This window comes from Micromonospora sp. L31 (assembly GCF_052068075.1).
GTDB classification, from domain to species: domain Bacteria; phylum Actinomycetota; class Actinomycetes; order Mycobacteriales; family Micromonosporaceae; genus Micromonospora; species Micromonospora purpureochromogenes.
Map to the genome: position 1 here is coordinate 458,557 of NZ_JBQHDC010000006.1, position 22,281 is coordinate 480,837.

21 protein-coding genes and 1 pseudogene are annotated in these 22,281 nt (G+C 74.1%); 6 read left to right on the forward strand and 16 right to left on the reverse strand.

The window, feature by feature from the left end:
* Window positions 1-399: 399 nt before the first annotated feature.
* The 6 genes from ACTMS9_RS19545 to ligA form a co-directional block, all read right to left on the reverse strand.
* Window positions 400-2,757 (reverse strand): transketolase-like TK C-terminal-containing protein, encoded by a 2,358-nt coding sequence (locus ACTMS9_RS19545; protein WP_441165633.1) that lies wholly within the window; start codon window positions 2,755-2,757, stop codon window positions 400-402.
* A 121-nt stretch (window positions 2,758-2,878) separates the two neighbouring features.
* Window positions 2,879-4,378: an Asp-tRNA(Asn)/Glu-tRNA(Gln) amidotransferase subunit GatB gene (gatB, locus tag ACTMS9_RS19550; RefSeq protein ID WP_441144667.1), complete on the reverse strand. Its 1,500-nt coding sequence runs from the start codon at window positions 4,376-4,378 to the stop codon at window positions 2,879-2,881.
* Window positions 4,379-4,391: 13 nt separating this feature from the next.
* Window positions 4,392-5,867, reverse strand: coding sequence for an Asp-tRNA(Asn)/Glu-tRNA(Gln) amidotransferase subunit GatA (gene gatA / locus ACTMS9_RS19555; protein ID WP_154943319.1), 1,476 nt, complete (start codon window positions 5,865-5,867; stop codon window positions 4,392-4,394).
* Window positions 5,864-6,169 carry an Asp-tRNA(Asn)/Glu-tRNA(Gln) amidotransferase subunit GatC gene (gene gatC / locus ACTMS9_RS19560; RefSeq protein ID WP_088963593.1) on the reverse strand — a complete coding sequence of 102 codons (306 nt, stop codon included), beginning with the start codon at window positions 6,167-6,169 and terminating at the stop codon, window positions 5,864-5,866. Before gatC ends, gatA begins: the two co-directional genes overlap by 4 nt.
* 215 nt (window positions 6,170-6,384) lie before the next feature.
* Window positions 6,385-8,769, reverse strand: a complete 2,385-nt coding sequence (locus ACTMS9_RS19565; RefSeq protein WP_441165634.1) for a putative bifunctional diguanylate cyclase/phosphodiesterase — start codon at window positions 8,767-8,769, stop codon at window positions 6,385-6,387.
* A gap of 157 nt (window positions 8,770-8,926) precedes the next feature.
* Entirely contained in the window at window positions 8,927-11,062 is a 2,136-nt protein-coding gene (ligA, locus tag ACTMS9_RS19570) for an NAD-dependent DNA ligase LigA (protein WP_441165635.1), read from the reverse strand.
* 175 nt (window positions 11,063-11,237) lie between these two features.
* Here ligA and ACTMS9_RS19575 point away from each other — a divergent pair, with 175 nt between their 5' ends.
* Window positions 11,238-11,741: a type II toxin-antitoxin system PemK/MazF family toxin gene (locus ACTMS9_RS19575; RefSeq protein ID WP_441165636.1), complete on the forward strand. Its 504-nt coding sequence runs from the start codon at window positions 11,238-11,240 to the stop codon at window positions 11,739-11,741.
* A 93-nt stretch (window positions 11,742-11,834) separates the two neighbouring features.
* Here ACTMS9_RS19575 and ACTMS9_RS19580 read toward each other — a convergent pair whose 3' ends face one another.
* The 6 genes and pseudogenes from ACTMS9_RS19580 to ACTMS9_RS19605 all read right to left on the reverse strand — a co-directional run.
* A complete protein-coding gene (locus tag ACTMS9_RS19580; protein ID WP_441165669.1) occupies window positions 11,835-12,848 on the reverse strand; it encodes an ADP-ribosylglycohydrolase family protein in 1,014 nt (337 codons plus the stop codon).
* Between the two features lie 37 nt (window positions 12,849-12,885).
* On the reverse strand, window positions 12,886-13,254 hold the full coding sequence (locus ACTMS9_RS19585; protein ID WP_280840642.1) for a VOC family protein: 369 nt from the start codon (window positions 13,252-13,254) through the stop codon (window positions 12,886-12,888).
* Between the two features lie 36 nt (window positions 13,255-13,290).
* The gene (locus ACTMS9_RS19590) at window positions 13,291-14,295 is read right to left on the reverse strand and encodes a methionine synthase (protein ID WP_441144680.1); all 1,005 of its coding nucleotides are present in this window, start codon (window positions 14,293-14,295) and stop codon (window positions 13,291-13,293) included.
* A gap of 50 nt (window positions 14,296-14,345) precedes the next feature.
* Window positions 14,346-15,419 carry a tRNA 2-thiouridine(34) synthase MnmA gene (gene mnmA, locus ACTMS9_RS19595; protein ID WP_441165637.1) on the reverse strand — a complete coding sequence of 358 codons (1,074 nt, stop codon included), beginning with the start codon at window positions 15,417-15,419 and terminating at the stop codon, window positions 14,346-14,348.
* Window positions 15,420-15,615: 196 nt separating this feature from the next.
* A complete protein-coding gene (locus tag ACTMS9_RS19600) occupies window positions 15,616-16,791 on the reverse strand; it encodes a cysteine desulfurase family protein (protein WP_441144684.1) in 1,176 nt (391 codons plus the stop codon).
* A gap of 123 nt (window positions 16,792-16,914) precedes the next feature.
* Window positions 16,915-17,115 (reverse strand): annotated as a pseudogene (locus ACTMS9_RS19605) (class F sortase); the annotation flags it as partial.
* Between the two features lie 7 nt (window positions 17,116-17,122).
* Between ACTMS9_RS19605 and ACTMS9_RS19610 the strand changes: the two are divergent.
* Window positions 17,123-17,518, forward strand: coding sequence for an anti-sigma factor (locus ACTMS9_RS19610; RefSeq protein ID WP_441165638.1), 396 nt, complete (start codon window positions 17,123-17,125; stop codon window positions 17,516-17,518).
* 171 nt (window positions 17,519-17,689) lie between these two features.
* Here the strand turns inward: ACTMS9_RS19610 and ACTMS9_RS19615 are convergent, their stop codons facing one another.
* Together ACTMS9_RS19615 and ACTMS9_RS19620 are read right to left on the reverse strand one after the other, a co-directional pair.
* On the reverse strand, window positions 17,690-18,649 hold the full coding sequence (locus ACTMS9_RS19615) for an electron transfer flavoprotein subunit alpha/FixB family protein (RefSeq protein ID WP_441144688.1): 960 nt from the start codon (window positions 18,647-18,649) through the stop codon (window positions 17,690-17,692).
* A gap of 11 nt (window positions 18,650-18,660) precedes the next feature.
* Window positions 18,661-19,440 (reverse strand): electron transfer flavoprotein subunit beta/FixA family protein, encoded by a 780-nt coding sequence (locus tag ACTMS9_RS19620; protein ID WP_154943305.1) that lies wholly within the window; start codon window positions 19,438-19,440, stop codon window positions 18,661-18,663.
* A 218-nt stretch (window positions 19,441-19,658) separates the two neighbouring features.
* Here ACTMS9_RS19620 and ACTMS9_RS19625 point away from each other — a divergent pair, with 218 nt between their 5' ends.
* Entirely contained in the window at window positions 19,659-19,865 is a 207-nt protein-coding gene (locus ACTMS9_RS19625) for a hypothetical protein (RefSeq protein ID WP_441144690.1), read from the forward strand.
* 3 nt (window positions 19,866-19,868) lie between these two features.
* On the opposite strand, the gene ACTMS9_RS19630 is transcribed toward ACTMS9_RS19625, so the two are convergent.
* Both ACTMS9_RS19630 and ACTMS9_RS19635 read right to left on the reverse strand, forming a co-directional pair.
* Window positions 19,869-20,276, reverse strand: a complete 408-nt coding sequence (locus ACTMS9_RS19630) for a hypothetical protein (protein ID WP_441144692.1) — start codon at window positions 20,274-20,276, stop codon at window positions 19,869-19,871.
* Window positions 20,277-20,278: 2 nt separating this feature from the next.
* Entirely contained in the window at window positions 20,279-21,076 is a 798-nt protein-coding gene (locus ACTMS9_RS19635) for a GNAT family N-acetyltransferase (RefSeq protein WP_441144694.1), read from the reverse strand.
* An 11-nt stretch (window positions 21,077-21,087) separates the two neighbouring features.
* On the opposite strand from ACTMS9_RS19635, the gene ACTMS9_RS19640 reads away from it, so the two are divergent.
* From ACTMS9_RS19640 to ACTMS9_RS19650, 3 genes are read left to right on the forward strand one after another with little or no spacing between them, the layout of a single operon-like run.
* Complete coding sequence (locus ACTMS9_RS19640) at window positions 21,088-21,510, forward strand: YidH family protein (protein ID WP_441144696.1); 423 nt, start codon at window positions 21,088-21,090, stop codon at window positions 21,508-21,510.
* Window positions 21,507-21,806 carry a DUF202 domain-containing protein gene (locus tag ACTMS9_RS19645; protein WP_441165639.1) on the forward strand — a complete coding sequence of 100 codons (300 nt, stop codon included), beginning with the start codon at window positions 21,507-21,509 and terminating at the stop codon, window positions 21,804-21,806. Before ACTMS9_RS19640 ends, ACTMS9_RS19645 begins: the two co-directional genes overlap by 4 nt.
* A gap of 27 nt (window positions 21,807-21,833) precedes the next feature.
* Window positions 21,834-22,244, forward strand: a complete 411-nt coding sequence (locus tag ACTMS9_RS19650) for a PLDc N-terminal domain-containing protein (protein ID WP_441144698.1) — start codon at window positions 21,834-21,836, stop codon at window positions 22,242-22,244.
* Window positions 22,245-22,281 lie beyond the last annotated feature (37 nt).

Sequence of the window (22,281 nt, forward strand, 5' to 3'; positions counted from 1 at the left end):
TTTGCTCTGCTGCCGCGGAGGCGACAGTCACCCAAGGTGATTGAGCATCTGGAGATCCTTGTCGGCGATGCCCTGGTCAGTAGCGGTGTTGCCGGGAGGGCAGCAGAGCAAAGGGGGGACCGGAGGTGCGCGGCCCCACGCCGACCGTCACCCTCCGCGACCCTCACCCCGGGTGATTGACAGGCGCCTCCGAAACAGCCCGACGGGAGGCCGGGAACGCTCGGTCCGTGCGCCCGACGCGAACCGAGCCGGTCCGGCCGCCGCCACCGGCCTCCGCAACGGACCGGACGGGGGCCGGGACCGCTGGGTCGATGCGCCCGACGCGAACCGGGCCGGTCCCGCCCCCGCCACGGGCGGATGGCGGCGGGGCGGGCTCGGCTCAGGCTTCGCGCCCCTGGCTCAGCGCAGGGACAGCGCGGCCAGGGCGGCGTTGACGATGCTGCCGGGCAGCAGGTCGTGCAGCTCGTACAGCTCGCGGACGCTGCCGGACTGGCCGAACTCGTCCACCCCGAGCGGCACAGCCGGCACGCCGAGCGCCGAGCCCAGCCAGGCCATCGCGTGCGAGGCGGCGTCGTGCACGGTCACCACCGGGGCCCGGTCGCCGAACGCCGCTCGCAGCGCGCCGGGCACGCTCGGCACGGTCGCGGTCCGCACACCCTGGCGCAGGGTCCGCTGCCAGGCCCGGTAGAGCCGGTCCAGCGAGGTCACGTCCACCACGTGCGCGGCGATGCCCTCCTCCGCCAGCTCCGCGGCCGCCGCGAGCACCTCCGGCAGCACCGCGCCGGAGCCGGCCAGGGTGACCACCGGGGCGTCCGCCAGCTGCGGGTACGCCTGGTGCGCGTCGACCAGCCGGTACGCCCCGGCCACCACCTGCCGCCGCAGCACCGCGTCGGAGATCCGGGCCCGGGCCGCCTCGAACGGCGCCTGGTCGATCGGTCGGGTGCTCAGCCGGAAGTAGTACGCCCCGTCCTCGGCCGGCGCGGCGGTGGCCGCCGGCGTCGACCCACCGGCGATCTGCCCGAGCGCGTCGCAGAGCAGCCAGTCCAGGCTGGCCGCGTACGCCGGCTCGAGGAAGGTGACGCCGGGCAGTTCCAGGCCGACGGAGGCGGTGATGGTCGACTGGTGGGCGCCGCCCTCGGGGGCGAGGGTGATGCCCGACGGGGTGCCGGCGACCACGAACCGGGAGCCCGAGTAGGTGCCGTAGAGGAACGCGTCCAGGCCGCGCAGGACGAACGGGTCGTAGACGGTGCCGATCGGCAGCAGCGGCTGCCCCGACAGGTCCCACGACAGGCCGAGCTGCCCGAGCAGCAGGAACAGGTTCATCTCCGAGATGCCCAGCTCGATGTGCTGGCCGGCGGGGCTCTCCGTCCAGCGCAGCATCCGGTCCTCGGTCCACGAGCGCTGCTCGGTGGGGGCGAAGACGCCGGTCTTGTTGATGAAGCCGGCGAGGTTGGTGGAGGTGGCCACGTCCGGCGCGGTGGTCACCAGGTACGGCGCGACGGCGGGATCCCGGGCCAGGTCGACCAGCACCCGGCCGAAGACCTCCTGGGTGGAGACGGGCTTGTTGGCGCGTACCCGGGTGGTCTCCGGGACGGTGACCCCCAGCGACCGCTCGCGGGGCGCGCGGGACAGCGCCTCCCGGCGCTCGCCGGCCCGGATGCCGGCCGGCGACGCCGGGTCGAGGCGGTCCCACTCGGTCTCGGTGGTCAGGCCGTTGGCGTCGCGCAACGCGTCGACCTGCTCGGTGCTGAGCAGCGCGGAGTGGTTGCGCGGGTTGCCGGCGATCGGCAGCCCCCACCCCTTGACGGTGTACGCGAAGACCACGCTGGGCCGGTCGGTGACCGCGTCGCACTGGGCGTACGCGTCGAGCATGGCTTCCAGGTCGTGCCCGCCCAGGTCGGTCACCAGCGGGCCCAGCTCGTCGTCTCCGATGTCCGCGACGAAGGCGCCCACCTCGGCCGGCGCGCCGTCGAGGAACTGCTTGCGCAGGGCCGGCCCGGCCAGCCCGAACAGCGACTGGTACTGCTCGTTGGGCATCAGGTCGATCCAGTCGCGCAGCGCCGCGCCGCCCGGCCGGGCGTACGCCTCGGCGAGCTTGCGGCCGTACTTGACCTCCACGACGTGCCAGCCGGCGGCCTCGAACTGGCCCCGCCACTGGTTGATCCGGATGCCGGGGACGACCCGGTCCAGCGACTGGCGGTTGAAGTCGACCAGCCACATCACGTTGCCCAGCCCGGTGGTGGCCGGGTCGGCGACGGCCTCCCAGATGTTCCCCTCGTCCAGCTCGGCGTCGCCGATCAGGGCGACGAACCGGGAGTGCGGACGCGCCCCGAAGTGCGCGTCGACGTAGCGGCGGGTGACCGCGGCGAACAGCGGCGCGGCGGCGCCGAGCCCGACGGAGCCGGTGGAGAAGTCCACCTCGTCCGGGTCCTTGGTGCGCGACGGGTACGACTGGAGCCCGCCTCGCGCCCGCAGCTTCGGCAGGTACGACCGGTCCAGGTTGCCCAGCAGGTACTGGATGGCGTGGAACACCGGCGAGGCGTGCGGCTTGACGGCGACCCGGTCCTCGGCGTCGAGGTGGGCGAACCAGAGCGCGGTCATCGCGGTGACCAGGGAGGCGCTGGAGGCCTGGTGGCCGCCGACCTTCACCCCGTCGCCGGTGTCCCGGTCGTGGTTGGCCGCGTCCACGATCCGGGTGGCGAGCCAGAGCACCCGCCGCTGGATCTCGTCGAGGACGTCGAGGTCGTGCTCGTTCACGGTGACTCCATCCGGGCGTCGCCGTTGACGCCCTCGCGAGGGGTGGCGCGGATCGCGCGTACTCGGGGGGAAGCGGGAAGGCCGCCGCCGGGTTGCGACGGCGGCCTTCGACGTGTCGGGCTCAGCCCTGGGCGCCGAGGCGCTCCAGGATCAGCTCACGGACGGTCTTGGCGTCGGCCTGGCCGCGGGTGGTCTTCATGACCGCGCCGACCAGCGCGCCGGCCGCGGCGACCTTGCCGCTGCGGATCTTGTCCGCGACCTCCGGGTTGGCGGCGATGGCCTCGTCCACGGCGGCGGTGAGCGCGCCGGTGTCGGAGACGACCTCCAGGTTCCGGTTGGCCATGATCTGGGTCGGCGAGCCCTCGCCGGCCACCACGCCCTCCAGGACGGTACGGGCCAGCTTGTCGTTGAGCTTGCCGGCGTCGACCAGGCCCTGGAGCTCGGCGACCTGCGCCGGGGTGGCCCCGACGTCGGCCAGCTCGATGCCGGCCTCGTTGGCCCGCCTGGACAGCTCACCCAGCCACCACTTGCGGGCGGCGGCCGGGGTCGCGCCGGCGGCGATGGTGGCCTCGATCAGCTCGACCGCGCCGGCGTTGAGCACCGACTGCATGTCCAGGTCGGACAGGCCCCACTCCTGCTGCAGCCGGCGGCGGTGCAGCCGGGGCAGCTCCGGCAGGGCGGCCTTCAGCTCGGCCACCCAGGTGGTGTCCGGGGCGAGCGGCACCAGGTCCGGCTCCGGGAAGTACCGGTAGTCGGTGGCGGTCTCCTTCGACCGGCCCGGCGTGGTGTCGCCGGTGTCCTCGTGGAAGTGCCGGGTCTCCTGGGTGATCTTCCCGCCGGCGTCGAGCACGGCGGCCTGCCGCAGCATCTCCGAGCGGACCGCCCGTTCCACCGAGCGCAGCGAGTTGACGTTCTTGGTCTCGGTGCGGGTGCCCCACTCCTCGCCGGGCAGGTTGAGGGAGGTGTTCACGTCGCAGCGCAGCGAGCCCTCCTCCATCCGCACGTCGGAGACGCCCAGCGAGCGGAGCACGTCGCGCAGCTCGGTGACGTACGCCCGGGCCACCTCCGGCGCCAGCGCGCCGGTGCCCGGCACCGGCTTGGTGACGATCTCCACCAGCGGGATGCCGGCGCGGTTGTAGTCGACCAGCGATTCGGTCGCGCCGTGGATGCGGCCGGTGGCGCCGCCGACGTGCAGCGTCTTGCCGGTGTCCTCCTCCAGGTGCACCCGCTCGATGCCGATCCGCACCAGCTCGCCGCCGACCTCGACGTCCAGGTAGCCGTCGAAGCACAGCGGCTCGTCGTACTGGCTGATCTGGAAGTCCTTCGGCATGTCCGGGTAGAAGTAGTTCTTCCGGGCGAAGCGGCACCACTCGGCGATGGAGCAGTTCAGCGCCAGGCCGATCCGGATGGTCGCCTCGATGGCCGCCTTGTTGGCCACCGGCAGCGAGCCGGGCAGGCCCAGGCAGACCGGGCAGACCCGGGTGTTCGGCTCGCCGCCGAAGTCGGTCGGGCAGCCGCAGAACATCTTGGTGTTCGTGCCCAGCTCGACGTGGGTCTCCAGGCCGATCACCGGTTCGTAGCGCGCGACGACCTCGTCGTACGCGGGCAGTGTCGTGGTCATCTGAGCTCCTGCCTCACAGCGCCGGTGGGGTGAACGTGCCGACCACGGACTCCAGCGCGGCGGCGACCCGGTACATCCGGTCGTCGGCCATCGTCGGGGCCATCACCTGCAGGCCGACGGGGAGGCCGTCGGAAAGGCCGCACGGCACCGAGATGCCCGGGCCGCCGTACAGGTTGGTCGGGATGGTGAACAGGTCCGCCAGGTACATCTGGTACGGGTCCGAGGTGCGCGCGCCGATCGGGAACGCCACGAACGGGGTGGTCGGCGAGATCAGCGCGTCGACCCGCTCGAAGGCCGCGGTGAAGTCCCGGGTGATCAGGGTGCGGACCTTCTGCGCCTGCCCGTAGTAGGCGTCGTAGTAGCCCGAGGAGAGGGCGTACGTGCCGATCATGATGCGCCGCTTGACCTCGGCGCCGAAGCCGGCCTCCCGGGTCAGCGACATGACCTCCTCCAGCGACCGGTTGCCGTCGTCGCCGACCCGCAGGCCGAACCGGACGCCGTCGAACCGGGCCAGGTTGGAGGAGCACTCGCTGGGCGCGATCAGGTAGTACGCCGGCAGGGCGTACCGGAAGTGCGGGCAGGACACCTCGACGATCTCGGCGCCCAGCTTGGCCAGGGTGTCGACCGACTCGCGGAAGGCCGCCATCACGCCCGGCTCCGCGCCCTCGCCGGTGAACTCGGTGACGATGCCGAGCTTCACGCCGGTCAGGTCGCCGGTGGCGCCGAGCTTCGCGGCGGCCACCACGTCCGGCACCGGGGCCGGGATGGAGGTCGAGTCGCGCGGGTCGTGCCCGCCGATCACCTGGTGCAGCAGCGCGGCGTCGAGCACGGTACGGGCACACGGACCGGGGGTGTCCAGCGACGAGGAGAACGCCACCAGGCCGTACCGGGAGGTGCCGCCGTAGGTGGGCTTCGCGCCGACGGTGCCGGTGACCGCGCCGGGCTGGCGGATCGAGCCGCCGGTGTCCGAGCCGATCGCCAGCGGCGCCTCGTACGCGGCCAGCGCGGCGGCGCTGCCGCCACCGGAGCCGCCCGGGATCCGGTCCAGGTCCCACGGGTTGTGGGTCGGGCCGTACGCGGAGTATTCGGTGGAGGAGCCCATCGCGAACTCGTCCATGTTGGTCTTGCCGAGCATCACCGTGCCGGCGGCGCGCAGCCGCTGCACGATCGTCGCGTCGTACGGCGGGCGCCACCCCTCGAGGATCTTCGACCCGACGGTGGTCGGCACGCCCTTGGTGGTGAGCACGTCCTTCACGGCGACCGGCACGCCGGCCAGCGGGCCCAGTTCCTCGCCGGCGGCCCGACGCTCGTCGACCGCCCGGGCGGCGGCCAGCGCGCCCTCGGTGTCGACGTGCAGGAAGGCGTGCACCCGGTCGTCGACGGCGGCGATCCGGCCCAGGTGGGCCTGGGTCACCTCGACGGCGGAGGTCTCCCCGCTGGCGACGAGACCGGCGATCTCCGTCGCGGTCAGCTTCGTCAGGTCGCTCATGAGGCCACATCCTCGTCCAGGATCCGCGGGACGCGGAACCGCTGCTGGTCGGCGTCGGGCGCGCCGGACAGTGCCTCCTCCGGGGTCAGGCACGGCGTCACCACGTCCTCGCGGAGCACGTTGGTCAGCGGCACCGAGTGGGAGGTCGGCGGGATGTCCGCCGCGGCGACCTCGCCGACCTGGGCCACCGACTGAAGGATCACGTCGAGCTGGCCGGCGAAGACGTCCAACTCCTCCTCGGTGACGGCGAGCCGCGACAGTCGCGCCAGGTGCGCGACCTCCTCGCGGGAGATGGCGGCCATCGGTGCCCCCTTCGTGGCTGTCCTGCTGCGTCTGCGGTGTGCCGGCCGCGCGATCGGAGATGACGCGCGGTGACCGGAGCGAGTCTATTGTCCTGCGGTCACGCCGACGCCTCCGACTCCCCCCGCACCCGCCCGGCGGGACGTTCCGTCGCCTGCGCCGGCTCAGCCGGTCGGCCCGCCACGGCCGCCTCACCGGTCGGCCCACCACCGCCGAGTCAGCGGGTGGGGCGGCGCGGCGCGTCGGCGTCCGGGCCGCCGGTCGGGTGCACCGGCCGGTACCGGGCCAGCCAGGTCACCAGCTCGTCGGCCGGCATCGGGCGGGCGTGGAACCAGCCCTGCGCCACGTCGCAGCCGGCCGCGTGCAGCATCCGCCAGGTCCGCTCGTCCTCCACGCCCTCGGCGACCACCCGCAGGCCGAGCGCGCCGGCCAGCTCGATCATCGACCGGACGATGGCGGCGTCGTCGGCGTCGTCGGCCATCCCGAGGACGAACGATCGGTCCACCTTCACCTCGGCCAGCGGCAGCCGGCGCAGGTGCTGCAACGACGAGTACCCGGTGCCGAAGTCGTCCAGGGAGATGGCCACCCCGATCCGGTGCAGCCGGGAGATGGTGGTGAGCACCCGCCGGGGGTCGGCCATCAGCGCGCCCTCGGTGATCTCCAGTTGCAGGCGTTCGGGGGCCACCCCGAAGGCGGCCAGCCGGTCGGCGATCCGGTCGGCGATCTCGCCGGTGTGCAGGTCACGGACGCTGACGTTGAGCGCCGCCCGCAGGTGGATGCCGGCCGCCGACCACTTGGCCAGCTGTTCCACCACGTCGTCGACCACCCGCTGGGTGAGCAGCCGCATCACCGCGCTCTGCTCGGCCACCCGGATCAGCTCCTCCGGGTCCACCATGCCCCGGCGCGGGTGCCGCCAGCGCAGCAGCGCCTCCACCCCGACGACCTCGCCGGTGGCGATGGCGATCTGCGGTTGGTAGTACATCGTGATGACGCCGACGTCGGCCGCCGCGTCCTCGGCCCGTTCCACCGGGGCGGGAACGGCCGGCGGCTCGGGCCGCTCGGGCTCGGCGGCGGGCTGCCCGGCGCGGCGGCGGGTCGGGTCGGCGCCGGTCAGGATCTGGTTCAGCAGTTCGTCGGAGCCGTCCACCGCGATCCGCGCCCGCCGGCGCCGGGGCCACCACCGCCCGCCCGCGCCGTTCGCCCCGGCGCCGTCCGGTCCCCCGGCGTCCGTCCCGGCGGCGAGCCGGGCGGGCAGCGCGGCGCCGTCGCCGCCCCGCACGGTCCGCCCGGCGGGCGGCCCCGCCTCGAGTACGCGGCGCAGGTCGGCCAGGAGCCCCAGGCGCTCGGCCGAGTTGTGGTCCGACTCGGCGGCGTAGACGGCGATGGTGTCGTTGCGGTGCTTGGCGTCGTACATCGCCACGTCGGCGTGGCGCATCAGGGTGGCGAAGTCCTCGCCGTGCTCGGGGAAGAGCGCGATGCCGATCGAGGCGCCGACGTCCAGCGGCAGCCCGTCCAGCGACACCGGTTCGGTGAGCGCCGCGACCACCCGGTCGGCCAGCTCGCGGGCCTCGTCCACGCCGTCGAGCCGGCCGGCGACGATCGCGAACTCGTCCCCGCCGAGGCGGGCCAGCATGTCCCGGCCGCCGACGACGTCCACCAGCCGGGCGCTCACCTCGACCAGCAGCCGGTCGCCGACGGCGTGGCCGAGCGCGTCGTTGACGTTCTTGAACCGGTCCAGGTCGATCAGGAGCAGGGCCAGGTGGGCGTCCCGGTCGCCCTTGGCGACCCGCTCGGCGTGCAGGTGCACCTGCTCGGCCACCTCGGCGAGCAGCGCCTTGCGGTTGGGCAGGCCGGTGAGCGGGTCCAGCGCGGCGAGGTGTTCCTGCTCGGTGGAGAGCCGGGACATCCGGTAGACGGCGAAGAGCGGCACCAGCACCAGCGGGATCAGCGCGGCGCTGGCCCGGGCGGCGGTGACCAGCACTGGGGCGAGCAGCAGCAGCGAACCGGTGGAGAGCAGCTCGTACGGCAGCGCCTGGCGCACGCTCGGCCACCACCGGCCGCCGAAGCGCAGCCGCAGCGCGCCGCTGACCAGGCCGTAGTTGACGGCGAACCAGGTGAGGGTGGCGCCGCCGACGGCGGTCACGTCCGTCCAGCCCAGCCGGCCGCCGTCGAAGAGTCCGCCCGGCCCGAGCCGGAGCACCAGGTACGCGGCGCCGAGCGCGCAGGCGTACTGGGCGGCGTTGAAGGTGGTCCGCCAGAGGGCGTGGCGCATCCGCCACCCGGAGACGGCGACCGCGACGGCCTGCACCGCCACGGCCGGGCCCAGCCCCCAGCCGAGCAGGATCGCGAAGGTGAAGCAGGTGGACGGGAAGACGGCCGAGGTGTGCCGCCGGCCCGGCGGGACGAAGGGCCGCGCGTCACAGGCGACGGCGAGCGCCGCCATCGCCCAGAACGCCGCCGGCAGCCGGGGCAGGCGGTCGGGGAGCCCGATCAGCGGCAGGGCGGAGACCAGCAGCGCCAGCCCGACCACCGCGGCGACGAAGCCGGCGAACCGCGCCTCCCGCCCGGGCGGGACGGAGTTGCGGGGGTCGGCGGTCTCCATCGCACCTCCCGGGCACGCGGTCCACGGCGCGCGCCGATCGCGCACCGTGCCCCAATGAAACGCCCTGAGTGGCCGTAACCCGAGGCGACAGTCACGAATCGGTCGTAGTCGTAATTAAGTTGGTATACGACCCCAAGATCCCCGCCGGCGCGCCGGTTCACCCCTCGACCCGGGCGACCTCCCGGGCCGCGTCCGGCCCCCGGTCGAGCAGCACCCGGAAACCGTCCTCGTCGAGGACCGGCACCTTGAGGGTGGCGGCCTTGTCGGCCTTGGAACCGGGGTTGTCGCCGACCACCACGAAGCCGGTCTTCTTGGAGACCGAGCCGCTGACCTTGCCGCCGAGGCTCTGGATCGCCTCGGACGCCTGGTCCCGGCTGAACCCGGCGAGGGTGCCGGTCACCACCACGGTGACGCCCTCCAGCGGGCGTGGCCCCTCGTCGACCGCCTCCTCGGCCATCCGTACGCCGGCCCGGGCCCACTTCTGCACAACCTCGCGGTGCCAGTCGACGGCGAACCATTCCTTGATGCTGGCGGCGATGGTCGGGCCGACACCGTCCACCGAGGAGAGTTCCTCCTCGCTGGCCGCGTCGATCGCCTCCATCGAGCGGAAGTGCCGGGCGAGGGCCTGCGCGGCGGTGGGGCCGACGTGCCGGATGGAGAGCGCGACCAGCACCCGCCACAGGTCGCGCTCCCGGGCGACGGCGAGGTTGTCCAGCAGCTTGGTGGCGTTGCTGCCGAGGCTGCCGTCCTTGTTGACGAAGAACGGCGAGCGGGCGAGCTGGTCGGCGTCGAGCTGGAACAGGTCACCCTCGTCGGTGATGATGTCGGCGTCGAGCAGCGCGGCGGCGCCCTTGTAGCCGAGCACCTCGATGTCGAAGGCGCCCCGCCCCGCCAGGTGGAACACCCGCTCCCGCAACTGGGCCGGGCAACTGCGGCTGTTGGGGCAGCGGATGTCGACGTCGCCCTCCTTGGCCGGCGCCAGCGGGGTGCCGCAGGCCGGGCAGGTGGTGGGCATGACGAACGGGCGGGCGTCGGCGGGCCGCAGGTCGACCACCGGGCCGAGCACCTCGGGGATCACGTCGCCGGCCTTGCGCAGCACGACCGTGTCGCCGATCAGCACCCCCTTGCGCTCCACCTCGCGGGCGTTGTGCAGGGTCGCCAGGGCGACCGTGGAGCCGGCCACCCGCACCGGTTCGAGCACGGCGAACGGGGTGACCCGCCCGGTGCGCCCGACGTTGACGTCGATGTCGAGCAGCTTGGTGGTCACCTCCTCCGGCGGGTACTTGAAGGCGATCGCCCAGCGCGGCGCCCGGCTGGTCGAGCCGAGCCGGCCCTGGATGGAGACCGGGTCGACCTTCACCACCACGCCGTCGATCTCGTGCTCGACGTCGTGCCGGTGCTCGGCGTAGTAGGCGATGTAGTCCGCGACGCCGGCCAGGTCGGGCACCACCCGCCAGCGGTCGCTGGTCGGCAGGCCCCACGCCTTGAGCGCCGCGTACGACTCGGACTGGGCGGTGGGCCGGAAACCGCGCCGGGCGCCGATGCCGTGCACCACCAGGCGCAGCGGCCGGGACGCGGTGATCCGCGGGTCCTTCTGCCGCAGGCTGCCGGCGGCGGCGTTGCGCGGGTTGGCGAACGGGGCCTTGCCCTGCTCGACCAGGCCGGCGTTGAGGTCGGCGAAGGCGGCCACCGGGAAGTAGATCTCGCCGCGCACCTCCAGCAGCTCGGGCAGGTCGCCGAACTCGGCCGACGGCGTCAGCCGGCCGGGCACGTCCCGGATGCTGCGGACGTTGGCCGTCACGTCCTCGCCGGTGCGCCCGTCGCCCCGGGTGGCGGCCCGGACCAGGCGGCCCTTCTCATAGGTGAGGTTGATGGCCAGGCCGTCGACCTTCAGCTCGCACAGGTAGGGCACCGGGCCGCCGGCGTCCCGCTCGACCCGCTCGGCCCAGGCGGCCAACTCCTCGTCGGCGAAGGCGTTGTCGAGGGAGAGCATCCGCTCGGCGTGGGTGACCGGGGTGAAGTCGGTGGAGAAGGTGCCGCCGACCCGCTGGGTGGGCGACTCGGGGCTGCGCAGCGCCGGGAACTCCGCCTCCAGCGCCTCCAGCTCGCGCAGCCGCCGGTCGAACTCGGCGTCGGAGATGGTCGGCGCGTCGAGGACGTAGTAGCGGTACTGGTGTTCGGTGAGCTCCTGGCTCAGCGTGGCGTGCCGTTCCCGCGCCTCGGGGGTCGGCTCGCCGCCGGCCGCCGCCTCCTGCGCGGGGCTGACCTGCTGAGGGATCGCTTCTTCGGACACCCTGCCGCCTCCGGACACCAGTGGGATCTCCCCGTGATCACGCTACCTCCGCACCGTATCGGGCCGGTGGGACAATCTCCCGCCACCCCTGCCGCGCCCGACGGGCGGCGACCCGACGGCCGTGCGACGATCGCCGGACGTCGGCGGCGTCGGCGCCGGAGAGGCAGGGGTGGGAATGCCTGAGTGGGTGTGGTGGGCGGTGCTGGTCGTGCTGGCCGTGGCCGCCGGTTGGGCCTGGAACGAGTGGCGACGACGCGGCGGCCGCCCGGCGGGGGGCGAACGCACCCGGCCCGAGCGGGGCACGCCGCCGCGCGACCGGGCCCGCCCCACCGCGCCGCCCCGCCCGCGCACCCCGACGGGTACGCCCCGACCGGGCGAGATCTGGTGGGCCGACGTCCCGTTCCACGACGGGACCGGCTCGAAGGTGCGCCCCTGCCTGGTGCTCCGCGCCGACGACCGGGGCGCCGACGTCCTCAAGATCACCAGTCAGGACAAGAGCAACCGCGACGACCACGTCCGCATCCCCACCCGGGAGTGGGACCCCGACGCCGACCACGACAGCTGGCTCGACCTGGCCGAGTCCGTCCCCGTCCCGAGCAACGCCTTCACCCACCGCGCCGGCACCTGCGACCAGTCCCTCTGGAACCGCCTCCGCTCCCTCCCCCACCTCCCCACCTGACCGCCACCCCACCCGCGTTGATCATGAGGTTGCCGTGGTGGTCGATCTTCGAACCGCCGCCAACCTCATGATCAACGGGAGTGGCCGCGGGGGTCAGTCCCAGCGGGTGGCGAGGGTGGTGAGCTGGTCGGCGTACTCGATGCGGGTGGACCAGTCCCGCGGCCAGGCGGCCATGCCGTGGGCGGCGCCGACGAAGGCGCCGGCCAGGGCGGCGATCGAGTCGGAGTCGCCGGCGGTGGTCGCGCCCCGGGCGATCGCGGCGACCGCGTCGTCGGGGTGGCGCAGCGCGCACAGCAGAGCCGTGGCCAGCGCCTCCTCGGCGATCCACGCCTCGCCGGTGTCCCGGCACGGGTCGCCGCCGTCGTCGGGTCGACCCAGCGCGGCGACCAGCCGGTCCAACGCCTGCCGGCACTCGTCCCAGCCGCGGCCGATGAACTCCTCCGGGGAGTCCACGCCCGGCCGCTGCCACAGGTCGCCGAGCCAGTCGGCGCGGTAGACCCGCCGCTGCTCCCCCGCCCGCGCGATGAGCAGGTCGGGCAGTTCGGCCAGGCCCGCGCCGTCGCGCAGCAACCGCACCGCGTACGCGGTCAGCTCGCTGGCCGCCAGGCCGGTCGGATGACCGTGGGTGAGACCGGCCTGGAGCTGGGCCAACCCGGCGAGGGTGTCCAGGTCGACGTCGAGCAGCCCGACCGGGGTGACCCGCATGTTCGCGCCGCAGCCCTTGGAACCGGCCACGGTCGCCTCCTGCCAGCGCAGCCCACGGCCCAGCTCGGCGCAGGCCCGCAGGCAGGTCATCCCCGGGGCGCGGTTGTTGTCCGGACTGACCGCCCAGTCGAGGAAACGCTGCCGCAGCAGCGGCTCGACCACCTCCGGGTTGTACGCGGACGCGTCGTGCAGCGCCCACGCCACGGCCAGCGCCATCTGCGTGTCGTCGGTGACCAGCGCCGGATCGCCGACCAGCGCACGCGGGCCGCCCGGGCCGTAGCGACGGGTGATCTCGGCGACGGTCAGGAACTCGGTCGGCTTGCCGAGGGCGTCGCCGTAGGCGAGACCGAAGAGCGAACCGGAGGCACGGCGGGGCGAGGAGTCGATCACGCCCGCGATCATGCCGCCCGGCCGCAACCCCCGGCCGGCCGCCACCGGCTCAGTCCCAGCAGAGGCAGAACGGGTGACCGGCCGGGTCGGCGTAGACCCGCCAGCCGTCCCCCTCGCCCGGCAGCCGGCGCGCGCCGAGGGCGAGCGCCGCCTTCTCCGCCGCCTCGATGTCGTCGACGGTGACGTCGAGGTGGAACTGCTGGGGCCGCTCCGGGTCCGGCCAGGCCGGGGCCCGCAGGTTGAGCGCCTTCTGGAAGGCGAGCCGCGGCTGGTGCCCCGGCGAGCCGCCGAGCACCACCCAGTCGTCGCCGTCGGAGTCCTCCTCCACCAGCGGCAGGCCGAGCAGCTCGGCGTAGAAGCCGGCCAGGGCCCTTGGATCGGGGCAGTCGATCACCGTCGAACGCAGCTGTCCAATCATGCCGGTCATCCTGCCCGCCGGGTACGACGGAAAACGTCACTCCTCGTGCAGTCGCCGACCGGCGTCCCGGCAGGCGGCCAGCACGGCCCGGGCGTACCCCGGGGTGGCGTTGGCGAGGCCGCAGGCCGGGGTGACCACCACCTGCTCGGCGAGCTGGCGGCGCGGGAAGCCGAGGCGGTCCCAGAGCGCGCGTACCCGGTCGGCCACCTCGGCCGAGGTCGGCGCGCGACCGGCGGACGGCGGCTGGGTGGGCGCGGCGCCGGCGAACAGCCCGAGCCCGGCGTCGATCGCCTCGCCGAGCGGGTCCAGGTCGGTGACCAGCGAGAGGTCCAGCGCCACGGCGACCGCCCCGGTCGACCGGATCAGCTCCAGCGGCACGTCCGGCGCGCAGCAGTGCACCACGGTCGGCACCCCCGCCGCCTCGATCACGGTGCGCAGCAGGGCGCGGGCCACCTCGGACCCGACCGGCCGGTGGGCGCCGAAGCCGCTCTCGGTGGGCACCCGCCCGGCGAGCACCGCCGGCAGGGACGGCTCGTCGAGCTGGAGCAGCACCGACGCCCCGGGCAGCCGGCGGGCCACCGCCCCGACGTGCAGCCGCAGCCCCTCGGCCAGGGATCCGGCCAGGTCGCGCACCGCGCCCGGGTCACGCAGCAGCCGCCCGCCGATCGGCAGCTCCAGCGCGGCCGCCAGGGTGAACGGTCCGGCCGCCTGGATCTTCACCGGCCCGGTGTACCCCTCGGCCTGCTCGGCGAGCTGGTCGAGGTCGCGTTCCATCAGGTCCCGGGCCCGGCGCAGGTCCCGGCCGGGGCGCAACGCGATCCGCCAGCGGGCCGCGTAGAGCTCGACCGGCAGCTCCACCAGCAACCCGCCGGTGCGCCCGACGAGGTCGGCGCCCGGCCCACGGGCGGGCAGTTCGGGCAGGTGGGGCAGGGCGGGCAGCTCGCCGAGGACGACCCGCTGCGCTTCGGCGATGTCGGTGCCGGGCAGCGAACCGATGCCGGTTGCTGCCCCCGCGGGCCAGGGCCAAGGCTGATCAGTCACGGCCGAAGGGTAGCCGCTCGGCGTGGCCGGCCGGCGGCGGACGGCGGCGGTCAGTCGGTGATGGTGGCCGAGCCGAGCACCACGTCCCCGGCCGGGTCCGGCCGGTACGCGACGATCGCCTGCCCGGCGGCCACCCCACGCACCGGACGGCGCAGCTCGGCGCGGAGCCCGTCGTCGGCCAGCTCCACGGTGGCGGGGACCACGTCGCCGTGGGCGCGCAGCTGCACCTCGCACTCGACCGGTGCGGTCGGCCGCTCGCCGCCGGTCCAGACGGGACGGGCGGCTTGCACCCGGGAGACGTCCAGCGCCTCGGCCGGGCCGACGGTCACCGTGTTGGTCTTCGGAGTGATGGAGAGCACGTAGCGGGGGCGGCCGTCCGGGGCGGGCCGGTCCAGGTGCAGGCCGCGCCGCTGCCCGACGGTGTACGCGTACGCGCCGGTGTGGCTGCCCACCACCGTGCCGGTGAGCGCGTCGACCACCTCGCCGGGCGCCTCGCCGAGCCGGCCGGCGAGGAAGCCGCGGGTGTCGCCGTCGGCGATGAAGCAGATGTCGTGCGAGTCCGGCTTGTCGGCCACCGCCAGCCCACGCCGGGCCGCCTCCTCGCGGACCTGCGCCTTGGTGGAGTCGCCGAGCGGGAAGAGGGACCGGTCGAGCTGCTCCCGGGTCAGCACGGCGAGCACGTACGACTGGTCCTTGGCGAGGTCGACGCTGCGGCGCAGCAGACCGTCCGCGCCGAGCCGGGCGTGGTGGCCGGTGACCACCGCGTCGAAGCCCAGGGCCACCGCCCGGTCCAGCACCGCCGCGAACTTGATCTTCTCGTTGCAGCGCAGGCAGGGATTCGGGGTACGGCCGGCCGCGTACTCGGCGACGAAGTCGTCCACCACGTCGGCGTGGAACCGCTCGGCCATGTCCCAGACGTAGAACGGGATGCCGATCACGTCGGCGGCCCGCCGCGCGTCCCGGGAGTCCTCCAGGGTGCAGCAGCCGCGCGCCCCGGTGCGGTAGGTCTGCGGGTTGCGGGCCAGCGCCAGGTGCACCCCGGTCACGTCGTGCCCCGCCTCCACGGCGCGCGCCGCCGCGACGGCGGAGTCCACCCCGCCCGACATCGCCGCCAGAACCCTCACCGTGACATCTCCCGCACCCCTCGACCCTATCCGCCCCCGCGCCGCCGTCCCCACCCCCGCCGCCCCGCTGCGCCGCCGGTCACCGCCAGCCGCGCGTTCGGGCACCGACGGCCGGGACGAACCGGGCGAAGCGTCACCAACGGCCGCCCCTCGGAGCCGGCGACAGTCGACGAGAGGCCGGGCGGGAGGCGGAGGGTCAGCGGAGGGTACGCAGGGCGGCCGCGCGGCGGGCCCGGTCGACAGCCGCCGGGAGGGCGGCGATCAGGGCGTCCACGTCGGCGGGGGTGCTGGTGTGGCCGAGGGTGAAGCGCAGCGAGGAGCGGGCCCGGTCGTCGTCGGCGCCCATCGCGATCAGCACGTGCGAGGGCTGGGCCACCCCGGCGGAGCAGGCCGAGCCGGTGGAGCAGGCGATGCCCTGGGCGTCGAGCAGGAGCAGCAGGGCGTCGCCCTCGCAGCCGGGAAAGGAGAAGTGCGCGTTGCCGGGCAGCCGGTCGGTCGGGTCGCCGTTGAAGACCACCTCGGGCACCGCCTCGCGGACCCGCCGGACCAGGTCGTCGCGGAGCGCGGCCACCCGTACGGCGTACTCCTGCTGGCCCTTCACCGCGGCCTCGACGGCGACCGCGAAGGCCACGATGCCGGCGGTGTCGAGCGTGCCGGAGCGGATGTCGCGCTCCTGGCCGCCGCCGTGCAGCAGCGGGGTGGCCGGCACGTCGCGGGCCAGCAGCAGGGCACCGACCCCGGTCGGGCCGCCGAGCTTGTGCCCGGTGACGGTGAGCGCCGAGACGCCGCTGGCGGCGAAGTCCACCGGCACCTGACCGACCGCCTGGATCGCGTCGGTGTGGAACGGCACCCCGTGCGCGGCGGCCACCGCGGCCAGCTCGGCCACCGGCTGGACGGTGCCGACCTCGTTGTTGGCCCACATCGCGGTCACCACGGCGACCCGGTCGGCGTGCGCGCCCAGCTCGGCGCGGAGCCGGTCCGGGTCCAGCCGGCCGGCGGCGTCCACCGGCAGCCAGCCCACCTCGGCGCCCTCGTGGTCGGCCAGCCAGTCCACCGCGTCGAGCACCGCGTGGTGCTCGACCGCGCTGGAGACCACCCGGACCCGGCCCGGGTCGGCGGCGCGGCGGGCCCAGAAGACGCCCTTGACGGCGAGGTTGTCGCTCTCCGTGCCGCCGCCGGTGAAGACGACCTCGGAGGGGCGGGCGCCCAGCGCGGCGGCGACCCGTTCCCGCGACTCCTCCACCCGTCGCCGGGCGCGCCGGCCCGCCGCGTGCAGCGACGACGCGTTACCGACCTCGCGGGCGGTGGCGACGTACGCCTCCAACGCCTCGTCGAGCATCGGGGTCGTCGCCGCGTGATCCAGGTATGCCATCACCGTTCAGCCTAACGGCCTGCAGCCGTCCCGCCGGACGCCGGACCACCGGGGGCCGGGCGCCGCACGAGGGCCCACCCGGGCGGCCGGGCCGGCGGGTGCCGGGTCCGGCTGTGTCACGGCTCAGGCCGGTACGGCCGCGACGACGATGTTGTCCCGGTAGTGCCGGGTCTTCGAGTCGAACGGGCCGCCGCAGGTGATCAGCGTCAGCCGCGTTCTGCCGTCCCGGGCGAAGTGCCGCTCCAGCCGGATCTTCGTCTTGGCGTACTCCTCGCGGGCGACCACCCGGTACGCCCGCTGCTTGCCGTCGGCGCCGGGCGCCGTGCTCGGCGTGGTCGGCACCCTCGCCGTGCTGGACGCCGCCGACCGGGAGCCGGATCGGGCGCCGCAGCAGACCGTCCTGGCCAGCGCGCCGCTGTCCGCTTACGGGACGACGCCGAAGGACGCCAACGGCGACGCCCGGATCTTCACCGATGGCCGACTGCACCTGCACGTGGCGAATCTCCCGGACGTTCCGGGGTATTACGAGGTCTGGCTGATCAACCCGACCAGCATGGAGATGTTCTCGATCGGCGTGCTGCGCGATCCGTCGCGGGATGCGCTGCTCCCGCTACCACCAAATGTCGATCTTCAGGCATACTCGGTTGTCGACGTCTCCGCCGAGCAGTACGACAACGAGCCCGCCCACTCCGGCGACAGTTTGCTGAGGGGCACCCTGACGGGCTGATCGGCGGGCCGGCTCAGCTCCCCGGCCCGCCGATCAGCTCCCTTCCCACCGCGACGGGAACGGGAACAGATACAGAGAAAGAGAAAGAGTGGCCATTCCGCGAAGGATGGCCACCCTTTCTCTGTATGTGCGTCGCGTCGGGGCGCCGGCCGGCGGCGCCCCGAGCGGGCGTCACTTGCGCTTGCGGATCTCCTCGGCGGCCTGCGGCACGACCTTGAACAGGTCGCCCACCACGCCGAAGTCGGCCAGCTCGAAGATCGGGGCCTCGCCGTCCTTGTTCACGGCGACGATCGTCTTCGAGGTCTGCATGCCGGCCCGGTGCTGGATCGCGCCGGAGATGCCCAGCGCGACGTAGAGCTGCGGGGAGACGGTCTTGCCGGTCTGGCCCACCTGGAACTGGTGCGGGTAGAAGCCGGAGTCGACCGCCGCGCGGGACGCGCCGACGGCGCCGCCGAGCAGGTCGGCAAGCTCCTCGACCAGCTTGAAGTTGTCGGCGTTGCCGACACCACGACCACCGGAGACCACGATGCCGGCCTCGGTCAGCTCGGGGCGGGAGCCCTTCTGCTCGGCGACCCGGTCGATGACCTTGGCCAGCTTGTCGGTGTCGGTGACCGCCACCGTGAGCTGCTCGACGGCCGGGGTGGCCGGCGCCGGGGTCGGGTTGACCGAGTTGGGCCGGACGGTGACCAGCGGCAGGCCCTTGGTGACCTTGGACTTGACGATGGTGGAGCCGGCGAAGGCGACCTGGGTCGCGGTGCCGTCGGCGGCCAGGCCGACCACGTCGGTCAGGATGCCGTTGTCGAGCTTGACGGCGAGGCGGGCGGCGATCTCCTTGCCCTCCTGCGCGGAGGCGAGCAGCACGGCGGCCGGCTGCACCCGCTTGACCAGCTCGGCCAGCACGGTGGCCTTCGGGGCCACCAGGTAGCCGTCGATCTCCTCGCTCTCGGCGGCGTAGATCTTCTCCGCGCCGTACTCACCCAGCTTGGCGCTCAGCGCCTCGGCGGCGCCGGCGCCACCGAGCACCACCGCGCTCGGGGTGCCCAGCTCGCGGGCGAGGGTGAGCATCTCCAGGGTGACCTTCTTGACGCCGAATTCCCGGGTGGCTTCGACGACGACGAGAACCTCAGACATGTCCAGACCTCTCACACGAACTTCTCGGTGGCGAGGAACTCGACCAGCTTGACGCCGCCCTCGCCCTCGTCGGTGATCTTGGCGCCGCCGGAACGCGGCGGGCGCTTGGTGTGCTCCAGTACGGCGCTGGTCGCGCCGTCGAAGCCCACCTCGGTCGGGGCGACGCCGAGGTCACCCAGGGAGAGCGTCTGCACCGGCTTCTTCTTGGCGGCCATGATGCCCTTGAAGGACGGGTAGCGCGGCTCGTTGATGGTGTCCCAGACGGAGACCACGGCCGGGGTCGAGGCGGTGACCACCTCGTAGCCCTCCTCGGTCTGCCGCTCGACGGTCAGCGTGGCGCCGTCGACGGTGAGCTTGCGGGCGCCGGTCAGCGCCGCGACACCCAGCCGCTCGGCGATCATGTGCGGCATGACCTGGACCCGGCCGTCGGTGGACTCTGCACCGCAGATGACCAGGTCGGCGTTGAGCTGACCGAGGGCGGCGGCGAGCACCTTCGAGGTGGCCACGGCGCAGGACCCGTGCAGGGCGTCGTCCACCACGTGCACGGCCTTGTCCGGGCCCATGGAGAGCGCCTTGCGGATCGACTCGGTCGCCCGGTCCGGACCCATGGTCAGGATGGTGACCTCGCCGCCGTGCGCCTCCTTGATCTTCAACGCCTCTTCGATGGCGTACTCGTCCATCTCGTTGATGACGTTGTTCGCCGAACCGCGGTCGACGGTGTTGTCGTCAGGACGCAGGTTGCGGTCCGCGCCCGAATCGGGCACCTGCTTGACGAGTACGACGATGTTCATCGCGTTTCGACGACCCTCCTGTTGGTGTGGCGATCGCTCGCCCGGTCACGGGCGCAGCCTCGCGCGTCCGTTGACGCCCGGTCAACCGCGGGCGCTTGTGCAGTTGCCCACGGCGCAATGTTACCTGTCAGTAGCTTCGGCTTCCTGGGCACTCAGAGTGACACAGCTCACCGGAGCCGCGCTCCCGGCTAGACTCACAAACCGGGAGGTGTCACGACATGTCAGGACAGGACGCGGCGCGTCCGGTCGGCGCGACGGCCGGCGGCGACCGCGCACCGGAGCGCTGCGGCCGCCCGGCGGCGCCGGAGGCGTACCGGTGCGCGTGCGGCCGGGTCCGTGACCTCTGCGTCCGCGACACCGTGCACACCGTCTGGACGGCGCCCGGCGGCGACCCGGCGGGCGGGCCGCCCCCGGCGAACGGGTAGCGGTCACGCCGGCTCGGCGAGGGCTCCCCTGATCCGTTCGATCACGGCCGCCTCGGCCGGTGCGATCCCCCGGTGCGCCTGGGCCACCCGGTCGGCCGCCGCCAGCACCACGTCCCGGTACGCGGCCAGGTCCTGCGGCGACTTCTCCCGCAGGATGTCGACCGCCCGGCCGAGCGCCGGCAGCACCACGGACTCGACCTCCAGCGGGGAGTCCCGGGGCAACCTGGGCAGCGGTCCGGTGGTGAGGGCCTCCTTCACCACCCCGCTGGCGCCGTTGAGCGCCCCGGACGCGGCGATGCTCTCCCGGATCATGGCGAACATGCCCGGATCGGCGTTCGACACCAGGAAGACGGCCCCGAACGCGCCGGTCTTGAGGGTGAGCCGCTCGTCGTCCGTCAGCCGCTGCTCCATCATCACGGAGTGTAGACGTACGGGGTGGTCGTGGTGACCGGTACGAAGCCGAGCCGCTCAAGGATCGGCCGGCTGTCCTCCGAGGCGTCCACCTGGAGCAACGCCTTGCCCCGCTGGTCCGCCAGGCGCGCCCGGTACGCCACCAGCGCCCGGTAGATGCCCCGGTGCCGCCACTGCTCCAGCGTCGAGCCGCCCCACAGGCTGGCGAAGCCGGTGTTCGCCAGGTAGCGGACCCAGCCGGCGCTGACGACGCGGTCCCCCGCCTCGGCCACCACCACGGTGATCGACTGCGGATCGGCGGCGATCTCCTTCTCCAGCCCGGTCACCAGGTGGCTGCGGTCGGCCTGCCACACCTCCTGCTCCATCGCGGCGATCCGCTCCAGGTCCGCCCGGGAGGTGACCTCCCGCAGGCGTACCCCCTCGGGCAGCACCGGGATGGCGCCGGCCAGCGGCGCGACCGGCCCGATCAGGACGGTCTCCCGGTCCTCCGGCACGAACCCGGCGGCGCGCAGCCGGTCGGCCAGGTCGGCGGGCTCGTCGTGGGCGTTCAACTTCCACTCCACCGACTCGCCCCGCTGCCGGAACAGCTCGACCTGCCGGGCGATCAGCGCGTCCAGCTCCGCGCCGGCCAGCCCGTCCAGCGTCCGGTAGGTGAGGAAGCCGCCGTGGTCGAGGCCGAGGATCCGGACCAGCGGGCCGTCCCGTTCGACGGTCACCCCGGCCGGCACCGGGTCCGGGATCTCCGGGCGGATCTGCGTGTCGTAGCTGTCGCGCAACGCGTGCGGGTCAAGATCGGTCATCCGTCCAGGCTATGCCCGGTACAAAGCGGATAATCGGCGCCGTGTGGCAGGCGATCAGGCGGTGGTTCGACCCGTCGGAACTCAGGTCGGTCGGCACCGCCCCCGACTACCGCTTCTCGCTGGCCAACGAACGCACCTTCCTGGCCTGGCTGCGCACCGGGCTGGCGCTGATCGCCGGCGGGCTGGCCGCCGCCCAGTTCCTGCCACCGACGCCGGTGCGCCATCTGCGCGAGGCGATCGCGGTCGCGCTGCTGCTGCTCGGCGGCGCCGTGGCGGTGCGGGCGGTGGACCGCTGGGCGCGTACCGAACGGGCCATCCGGCTCGGCGAGGAGCTGCCGGCCTCCCGATTCCCCGCCGTACTCGCCCTGATCGTCGGGCTGGGCGCGCTGCTGCTGGTCTTCGCGGTGCTGGCGCGGGGGGTCGGCGGCCGGTGACCGGCGACCCGGGGCTGCAACCGGAGCGCACCCGGCTGGCCTGGCGGCGCACCGCCCTGGCACTCACCGTGGTGACCGTGCTGGCGGTCCGGCTCGCCCTCACCGGGGACGTGCCCGGCGCGCTGCTCGCCGCAGCCGTGGTGCTGGTCTGGGCCGGGGCGATGGTGGCCTGCTGGCGCCGGGCCGCGGGCAGCGGGCCGATCCGGGTCGGCTCGCCGGCCCTGCCCTCGGTCGCCCTGGCCACCGCCGTGCTGGCGCTGCTCGCCGTGGCGCTGGTCCTACGCGGGATGTGGTGACGGGTCGCGGTGCGCCATCATGGGGGCATGGCCCGGTTGTCCCTCCTGCTCTTCGCGGTCCAGATCGTCCTGGCCGTCTGCGCCCTGATCAGCTGCCTCTCCGCCGACGAGGGGAACATCCGCGCGCTGCCCCGCATCGCGTGGGTGCTGATCATCCTGTTCTTCCCGCTGGTCGGCTCGATCGCCTGGTTCCTCGCCGGCCGCAAGGCCACCCCCGCCCGGCCCGGCCCGGCCGGCCCCGCCTCCACCGGACGGGACCGGCGCCGACCGGTCGCGCCCGACGACGACCCGGAGTTCCTCGACTCCATCGCCGAACGCTCCCGTCGTGACGACGAGGAGCTGTTCCGCCGCTGGGAGGAGGACCTGCGCCGGCGCGAGGACGACCTGCGCCACCGCGAGGGCGACCCGCCGCGCGAGGAGGACCGCCCGGAGGTCTAGGCGGATCCCGCTCGCACATCCGCGGTGACGGGCGCCC

Excerpts from the sequence above, each read along its gene's own strand:
- gatB (WP_441144667.1), bottom strand. The coding sequence starts at position 4,378 with ATGACCACGACACTGCCCGCGTACGACGAGGTCGTCGCGCGCTACGAA.
- gatA (WP_154943319.1), bottom strand. The coding sequence starts at position 5,867 with ATGAGCGACCTGACGAAGCTGACCGCGACGGAGATCGCCGGTCTCGTC.
- gatC (WP_088963593.1), bottom strand. The coding sequence starts at position 6,169 with ATGGCCGCCATCTCCCGCGAGGAGGTCGCGCACCTGGCGCGACTGTCG.
- ACTMS9_RS19565 (WP_441165634.1), bottom strand. The coding sequence starts at position 8,769 with ATGGAGACCGCCGACCCCCGCAACTCCGTCCCGCCCGGGCGGGAGGCG.
- ACTMS9_RS19575 (WP_441165636.1), top strand. The coding sequence starts at position 11,238 with ATGCCTGAGTGGGTGTGGTGGGCGGTGCTGGTCGTGCTGGCCGTGGCC.
- ACTMS9_RS19580 (WP_441165669.1), bottom strand. The coding sequence starts at position 12,848 with ATGATCGCGGGCGTGATCGACTCCTCGCCCCGCCGTGCCTCCGGTTCG.
- ACTMS9_RS19585 (WP_280840642.1), bottom strand. The coding sequence starts at position 13,254 with ATGATTGGACAGCTGCGTTCGACGGTGATCGACTGCCCCGATCCAAGG.
- ACTMS9_RS19600 (WP_441144684.1), bottom strand. The coding sequence starts at position 16,791 with ATGGCATACCTGGATCACGCGGCGACGACCCCGATGCTCGACGAGGCG.
- ACTMS9_RS19615 (WP_441144688.1), bottom strand. The coding sequence starts at position 18,649 with ATGTCTGAGGTTCTCGTCGTCGTCGAAGCCACCCGGGAATTCGGCGTC.
- ACTMS9_RS19620 (WP_154943305.1), bottom strand. The coding sequence starts at position 19,440 with ATGAACATCGTCGTACTCGTCAAGCAGGTGCCCGATTCGGGCGCGGAC.
- ACTMS9_RS19625 (WP_441144690.1), top strand. The coding sequence starts at position 19,659 with ATGTCAGGACAGGACGCGGCGCGTCCGGTCGGCGCGACGGCCGGCGGC.
- ACTMS9_RS19630 (WP_441144692.1), bottom strand. The coding sequence starts at position 20,276 with ATGGAGCAGCGGCTGACGGACGACGAGCGGCTCACCCTCAAGACCGGC.
- ACTMS9_RS19635 (WP_441144694.1), bottom strand. The coding sequence starts at position 21,076 with ATGACCGATCTTGACCCGCACGCGTTGCGCGACAGCTACGACACGCAG.
- ACTMS9_RS19640 (WP_441144696.1), top strand. The coding sequence starts at position 21,088 with ATGCCCGGTACAAAGCGGATAATCGGCGCCGTGTGGCAGGCGATCAGG.
- ACTMS9_RS19650 (WP_441144698.1), top strand. The coding sequence starts at position 21,834 with ATGGCCCGGTTGTCCCTCCTGCTCTTCGCGGTCCAGATCGTCCTGGCC.